The organism is Mesorhizobium sp. M1E.F.Ca.ET.063.01.1.1 (genome assembly GCF_003998155.1).
Classification (GTDB): Bacteria; Pseudomonadota; Alphaproteobacteria; order Rhizobiales; family Rhizobiaceae; genus Mesorhizobium.
This window is the reverse complement of record NZ_RZSC01000750.1, coordinates 1-2,777: the sequence shown is the minus strand read 5'-3', so window position 1 is coordinate 2,777 and position 2,777 is coordinate 1. Positions and strand designations below refer to the sequence as shown.

The following is a 2,777-nucleotide window of genomic DNA, read 5'->3' as shown; positions in this document are numbered from 1 at the left end:
CGCCATGATCTGCTGCGGCGTGCCTTGCGCGATGATCTGGCCGCCATGGATGCCGGCGGCCGGGCCGATGTCGACGACATAGTCGGCATGCAGGATGGCGTCCTCGTCATGCTCGACGACGATCACCGTGTTGCCGATGTCGCGCAGGTGCTTCAGCGTATCGAGCAGGCGCGCATTGTCGCGCTGGTGCAGGCCGATCGACGGCTCGTCCAGCACATAGAGCACGCCTGTCAGGCCGGAGCCGATCTGCGAGGCGAGACGAATGCGCTGGCTCTCGCCGCCCGACAGCGTGCCCGAATTGCGCGACAGCGTCAGATAGTCGAGGCCGACATCGTTCAAGAAGCGCAGCCGCTCGCGGATTTCCTTCAGCACCCTGACCGCGATCTCGTTCTGCTTCTCGTTGAGCTGCGCCGGCAGGTCGGTGAACCACTGGTCGGCCTTGCGGATCGACTGTTCGGTGACCTCGCCGATATGCTTTCCGGCGATCTTCACCGCCAGCGCCTCCGGCTTGAGCCGGAAGCCGTTGCAGGCAGGGCAGGGGGTGGCCGACATGAAGCGCTCGATCTCCTCGCGCATCCAGGCCGATTCCGTTTCCTTCCAGCGCCGGTCGAGATTGGGGATGACGCCCTCGAAGGTCTTGGTCGTCTTGTAGGAACGCAAGCCGTCGTCATACTGGAAGGTGATCTCGCGCTCGCCGGTGCCGTGCAGCACGGCTTCTTGCGCCTCGGCGCTCAGATCCTTGAACTTTTCGCCGAGCTTGAAGCCGTAGGCCTTGCCGAGCGCTTCCAGAGTTTGCGCGTAGTAGGGCGAGGTCGATTTCGCCCACGGGCTGATCGCGCCGTCGCGCAGCGAGACGTTCTCGTCCGGCACGACGAGGTTGGCGTCGATGGCGCGCTGGCTGCCGAGGCCGTCGCAGGTCGGGCAGGCGCCGAACGGGTTGTTGAAGGAGAACAGCCTGGGCTCGATTTCCGGAATGGTGAAGCCGGACACCGGGCAGGCAAATTTCTCCGAGAACATGATGCGCTCATGCGTCTCGTTCTTCGACTTGTTGACCGAGTCCTCGCCGGTCTGGCTGGCGTCGAGCGGCCTGTCGGCAAACTCGGCCACCGCCAGCCCTTCGGCGAGCTTCAGCGCGGTTTCCATCGAATCCGCGAGCCGCGTCGCCAGATCGCCACGTACGACGATGCGGTCGACGACGACGTCGATGTCGTGCTTGTACTTCTTGTCCAGCGCCGGCACGTCGGCGATCTCGTAGAAGACTCCGTCGACCTTGACGCGCTGGAAACCCTTCTTCTGCAGTTCCAGCAGTTCCTTGCGGTACTCGCCCTTGCGGCCGCGCACGATCGGCGCCAGCAGATAGAGGCGCGTGCCTTCGTCCAGCGCCAGCACGCGGTCGACCATCTGGCTGACCGTCTGGCTCTCGATCGGCAGGCCTGTGGCCGGCGAATAAGGGATGCCGACGCGCGCGAACAGCAAGCGCATATAGTCGTAGATCTCGGTGACGGTGCCGACCGTCGAGCGCGGATTGCGCGAGGTGGTCTTCTGCTCGATCGAGATGGCGGGCGACAGGCCGTCGATCTGGTCGACGTCCGGCTTCTGCATCATCTCCAGGAACTGGCGGGCATAGGCCGACAGGCTTTCGACGTAGCGGCGCTGGCCCTCGGCGTAGATGGTATCAAAGGCGAGCGACGACTTGCCGGATCCTGACAGGCCGGTCATGACGATCAGGCTGTCGCGCGGCAGGTCGAGATCGACGTTCTTGAGATTGTGTTCGCGCGCCCCGCGAATGGAAAGGTATTTTTGGTCGGCCATCGCCGGTCGCCGCCTCAGATCTGGAATTTTGCTGGATTGGCGGGTTTGTCCCGGCCATCCCCTATGTAGGTAATTTCGCCGCCACGTCGAGAGACGCCACAATTCTCGACAAAAGCGTTTAACCGTCTTTCGTGCGGGCGGGCAAGCGCAAAGAACAAAGACCGAACACGCTCCTGACAAAGTGCTGTGGAAACAGCGACTACCAAAGCCGTCCTGACCGATCCGCGGGAAGCAGGCGACTTACCTGGACGTAACCTCCAAGCGATCACATTTTTCCGTAACCGGCTATTCAAAGGTTGACGTCCCGGACCCGCGGGAGCAGTCTCGAACGCGTCAACGAAGCCGGCCGTCTTTCGATGGCCTCGCCACCCAGAGGTGGCCTGCGAGACGCCGCAGGCGATAGCGATTTGCGCTTCGAACGACATTGTCGCAACGGACCCAGGAGCGGAGCATGACGCCACCGGACAGTCCATTGAGGCTCCACGCGTTGATGGAGCCGCGGCAGGCATAAGTGCCAGGGTAGGCGCGAGCGCCGGCCCGACAAACCGTGACTTGCCGATTCCGTACAATCAGAGACCATAGTCGGATCGTCGGCTGAGTGCCGCGTTGCATCCGAAACAGAACGCCGGCAGTCCACTCCCGGCTAAAGTTGGGTTTCAGATCCATGAAAGCCCCGTCCACCTGCGGAAGCAGTGGCGGGGCTTACATTTTGTGAGTGGGAGCTTTGGTAGGCCGAAATGGCCCTCAGTGGCTGGGAGGCCTGATGCCGCCCGTTGCCATGTCGATGGTTATGCTGCCGGAAATCCTGACATCGGTATCGCCGATCTTGAACGTGCCATTGTTGCCGGCGGGCTGCGCGTCGTCCGGCTCAGGCTGCGGAGCAGGCTTGGCGATGCGGTAGTCGCTGCTGACGCCCGGCAATTTCTGCGTCGAGCTGTCGTCGGCAAAAGCTGCCGCGCTGCCAA

At 62.9% G+C, this 2,777-nt stretch carries 2 protein-coding genes; both read right to left on the bottom strand.

All coding sequences use genetic code 11. The features are described 5' to 3' along the window. On the bottom strand, positions 1-1,812 hold a 1,812-nt coding region (uvrA, locus tag EOA29_RS31680), incomplete at its 3' end, for an excinuclease ABC subunit UvrA (protein ID WP_127222104.1). A 744-nt stretch (positions 1,813-2,556) separates the two neighbouring features. Then, the coding region (locus tag EOA29_RS31675) for a hypothetical protein (RefSeq protein WP_127222103.1) at positions 2,557-2,777 on the bottom strand (221 nt) is incomplete at its 5' end.